Source organism: uncultured Corynebacterium sp. (genome assembly GCF_902782855.1).
Lineage (GTDB): Bacteria > Actinomycetota > Actinomycetes > Mycobacteriales > Mycobacteriaceae > Corynebacterium.
This window is the reverse complement of sequence record NZ_CACZOO010000186.1, coordinates 1-3,962: the sequence shown is the minus strand read 5'-3', so window position 1 is coordinate 3,962 and position 3,962 is coordinate 1. Positions and strand designations below refer to the sequence as shown.

4 protein-coding genes and 1 pseudogene are annotated in these 3,962 nt (G+C 70.5%); all 5 read right to left on the bottom strand.

Annotated elements, in window-relative coordinates; all coding sequences use genetic code 11:
- Positions 1–133: 133 nt before the first annotated feature.
- A complete protein-coding gene (gene dapC / locus QZV72_RS08195; protein WP_297007156.1) occupies positions 134–1,267 on the bottom strand; it encodes a succinyldiaminopimelate transaminase in 1,134 nt (377 codons plus the stop codon).
- A gap of 12 nt (positions 1,268–1,279) precedes the next feature.
- Complete coding sequence (gene fdxA, locus QZV72_RS08190) at positions 1,280–1,603, bottom strand: ferredoxin (RefSeq protein WP_297007154.1); 324 nt, start codon at positions 1,601–1,603, stop codon at positions 1,280–1,282.
- 78 nt (positions 1,604–1,681) lie between these two features.
- Positions 1,682–2,113 (bottom strand): hypothetical protein, encoded by a 432-nt coding sequence (locus QZV72_RS08185; RefSeq protein WP_297007151.1) that lies wholly within the window; start codon positions 2,111–2,113, stop codon positions 1,682–1,684.
- Positions 2,114–2,116: 3 nt separating this feature from the next.
- Positions 2,117–3,082, bottom strand: coding sequence for an N-acetyl-1-D-myo-inositol-2-amino-2-deoxy-alpha-D-glucopyranoside deacetylase (gene mshB, locus QZV72_RS08180; protein ID WP_297007149.1), 966 nt, complete (start codon positions 3,080–3,082; stop codon positions 2,117–2,119).
- Positions 3,079–3,962, bottom strand: a pseudogene (locus QZV72_RS08175) (ABC transporter family substrate-binding protein); the annotation flags it as partial. The pseudogene QZV72_RS08175 and the gene mshB, both read right to left, overlap by 4 nt.

The following is a 3,962-nucleotide window of genomic DNA, read 5'->3' as shown; positions in this document are numbered from 1 at the left end:
GGGTCGGTGGAGCTCAATGAGGCGCTCCACAGGAACTGACACCGGACGGCACGAACGCGGAAGACCCCCGCTGCGGGAGGTTCACTCCGGATCCCGGAGCGTGCCTCGGCCGGCGGGGGTTTTCCGGCGGGGACTACCGCGCCAGCGTGCGGAGCCGCTCGGCGGCTTTCGCGATGTCCTCGTCCGTGGCGGTCAGCCCGATGCGGACGTGCCGCTCCCCCGTCGGGCCGTAGAAGTCGCCCGGGGCGACGAGAATGCCCAGGGCGGCGAGCCGGTCCACCGTCTCCCGGCACGGCCGGTCCTCGGTGGCCCACAGGTACAGTCCGCCCTGCGAGTCGTCGATTCGCAGCCCGGCGTCCTCGACCGCGGCGGACAGCACCATGCGGCGGCGGCGGTAGCGCTCCTTCTGCAGGATCTCCTGGCCGTCGTCCTCCAGGGCAGCCACGGTCGCCGCCTGGATCGGCCCGGGCATCATCAGGCCGGCGTTCCGGCGCACGGCGAGAGCCTCGGTGATCAGCGCGGAGTCTCCGACGAGAAAACCCGACCGGTAGGACGCCAGATTCGAGGTCTTCGACAGGGAATGGACGGCAATGAGATTCGTGAAGTCACCGTCGCAGACCCGGGGGTCGAGGACGGACACCGGGGCGTCCTCCACCTCCCGGTTCCAGCCGAGACCGAGGTAGCACTCGTCGGACACGACGATGACGTCGCGACCGCGGGCGAACTCGACGACCTTGCGCAGGTGATCGACGCCCAGCACCCTGCCGTGCGGATTCGCCGGGGAGTTGAGGAAGATCATCGCCGGGGACGCCGGGCCGATCTTCAGCAACGAGTCACTGCGCAGAACGTCGGCACCGGCGATCCTCGCGCCGACCTCGTAGGTCGGGTACGCCAGCTCGGGGATGACCACGGTCTGGCCGGGAACCACGCCGAGGATGAAGGGGAGCCAGGCGATGGCCTCCTTGGTCCCGATCACCGGCAGCACCTGGTCCCGGTCCACCCCGGTGATGCCGAAGCGGCGCGCGAGCGCGGCGACGATCGCGGCACGCAGTGCCGGGGTGCCGACGGTCTGCGGGTAGCCGGGCTCGCCGGCGTTCACCGAGAGCGCCAGCTGGATCGACGGGGCGACCTCGTCGACCGGGGTGCCGACCGACAGGTTGACGATGCCGCCCGGGTACGCGGCCGCCGTCGCCTTCGCCCCCTCGAGGGAGTCCCACGGGAAGTCCGGGAGTTCGGCGGAGAGTGTGCGGCGCGCAGGTGCGGTCATCGGTGTGGTCCTCTAGTCCTGGTTCTGGGGCGGAAGATTCTTGACGCCCTCAGGATCGAAGTCCTGGGGGCCGAGCTTGGCGGCCCCGCCCGGGTCGCCGAGATCGTCGAAGAAGGCGGTGTTGAAGTCGATGTAGTCCTCCCACTCGTCGGGAAGGTCATCCTCGTAGAAGATGGCCTCGGTGGGACACACCGGCTCGCAGGCGCCGCAGTCCACGCACTCGTCCGGGTGGATGTACAGCGATCGCTTGCCCTCGTAGATGCAGTCGACCGGGCACTCCTCCACACACGCCCGGTCCATCACGTCGACGCAGGGCTGCGCGATAACGTAGGTCATTGGTAGTCACTTTCCGAAAACTCGTCACGTCCCGCTGCCCACGGGTCGTCGGTACCGTCGGCAGCGGATCTCATCTTGTCACTTCAACCGCAGCATTGCCCAACCGCCGCCGGCCAGCCCCAGCGGTAGAAGCAGGAGCGTGGTCAGGGAGCCGCCCAGGATGGTGTCGCCACCGAGACCCGGGAGTGCGGGCCAGAACACCAGGATCAGGTATCCTGCCAGCCAGGTCCACAACGGGGCCGCTGCCAGGGAACGGTTGTCGGTCCACAGCAGCGCTGTCTTCGTCAGCACCGCCAGGAACCACGGTGTGGCCACCAACGGCCAGGGGAAGGGGACAGACGTGTCACCGACCGTGATCCTCGAGCCGAGGTAGAGGGCCGCGAGCAGAACCGCGGCCAGTGCCCCGGCACACAGCCAGACGATGCCCGCGGTACGTTCACCGCGGGTGGTGTCCCTGCGGACCTGACGGCGCTCCGGATCACCCCAGTGGGGTTCATCTGTGGTGCGCACCGGCTACCTCCCTTCAGCAAACAGACAGTCTAGTCTGTCCAGTGTTTCCACGGAAAGTCCCGACCCCGCGTCACGGCGGTCACCGAGCATGAAACTCTCTGTCCCGAGCAACGGCTGGGTGATGAGATTCGACAGACAGAACGGCACCGGACCACCGTGCGCCCCGGTCCGGGGCGTGTCGATGACATCGCCGGCGTTACCGTCGGCGACCCAGAGCTGGGTGGCGTGGGCGACCATCGCCGCCCGCTTCGCGTCGAGGTCCGCCGCGGTGCCGACGACCCTGGCATCCACCGAGGACGCCGGGACACTGGCCAGCTCGCCGTCCCCCGGCCACCGCCAGCCGACCGGAGGCCCACCTGCGGCACGGAGTGCTGCCAGACCGGCGTCGAGGTTCTCCGTCTCGGTGACACACCACCAGATCCTCGCCGGAGTCCACGCCCCCGCGTCCGCCTGCGCCGCGACAGCGGCATGCGTGACCTCATGGGCGCGGATGTGGTCGGGGTGCCCGTAGCCGCCGTCGGGCCCGTAGGTGACGACCACGTGCGGGCGCAACCGGGCGATGTCTGCGCGCAGGGTGCCGACAGCGGCGTCCCCTGAACGGACGAAGGCGCGGGGATGCCCGGCCGGTGGGGTGCCCGCCATGCCCGAGTCACGCCAGCGCGCCACCCCGCCGAGGAACCGCGGCCGGGAGATCCCGACGGTGGCGTCCCGGTTGACCCCCAGGGCGGACAGGGCGCGCTGCAGTTCGGCGATCCGGTACCCGCCGAGCAGGCCGGAGCGGTCAGCGACGAGACCCTGGTACTTGTCACCGATCACCTCCCCCTCCTCGCCGAGGGTGCAGGTCACCACAGTCACCTCCGCACCTCGGCGCGCCCACTGGGCCAGCGCGAGACCGGTCCACAGGGATTCGTCGTCAGGGTGGGCGTGCACGGCGAGCACACGGATGCCGCGCAGATTCCGGTCGGTCATCGGTCACCTTCTTCATCAGGTTCGGTCGGGGTGGTCAGGGCGGTCGGTGATGCAGTGGCGTTCGGTGGTGCAGTGGCGGTCGCCGTCTCCTCGGCCCGCCGCCAGAGCGCGGCAGAGACAAGTGGCCCGGTGTCCCGGTCCAACGGCCAGTCCGCCAGCCGGGGTCGGGGTCCGACAAGATCCGGGCCGACGGCGATCACCCGGCGGTCGTGGACCAACGGCACGTCGATCCGCAACCCGGCGACGGCCTGCGCCACCCGCTCCACGGTCCCGCCGACCAGGGTTGCCACCCCACCACCGCTGAGGCCGCCCACCGAACTCCCGGCGGAGTCGAGGATGCCGTCGATCTCCGCCGAGCACAGACCCGAGGCGTTCTCGGTGCGCCCGGAGGCGGCGTCGTCCGCTCCCCCCGTCCCGGCGGGTTCTGTGCCCTCTGTGCTCTCTGTGCCCTCTGTACCTTCTGCAGACTGAGCCGGTTCTGTGGTCGGTGACGGCGTCGGCACAGCGGTGACCAGTGGCAGCCCGTCGGACGGCCGGGAGACCGCCCTGGTCTCCGGGTCGCAACCGTAACGGCTGCGCAGTTCAGTGAGCGTCTCCGGACTCTCCTGCCAGGCGATGACGGCGTCCACCTCCCCGGTGGGCAGGAAAGTGCCGTAGAGGTCGCCGGCGGGACGCAGCACCGGCTCCGCGGCGATACCGGCCCCGGTGAGCTGGTCGACAACTCGACGGGCGGCCTCGACCGCCACCGCATCCGTACCGTCCGCCGCAATCCTCAACGGGGTGAGGCCCCCACCCGCCGTCGGCAGGCCGGGTGCCGCCGGAGTATCAGCGGCCGGCTCCCCTCGGCGATGGTGTCCGGGCCGTCCCCCGCGCCGTCCCC

What these genes read in the sequence shown, in the direction of transcription:
- fdxA (WP_297007154.1), bottom strand. Translation starts at nt 1,603, where the DNA reads ATGACCTACGTTATCGCGCAGCCCTGCGTCGACGTGATGGACCGGGCG.
- dapC (WP_297007156.1), bottom strand. Translation starts at nt 1,267, where the DNA reads ATGACCGCACCTGCGCGCCGCACACTCTCCGCCGAACTCCCGGACTTC.
- mshB (WP_297007149.1), bottom strand. Translation starts at nt 3,082, where the DNA reads ATGACCGACCGGAATCTGCGCGGCATCCGTGTGCTCGCCGTGCACGCC.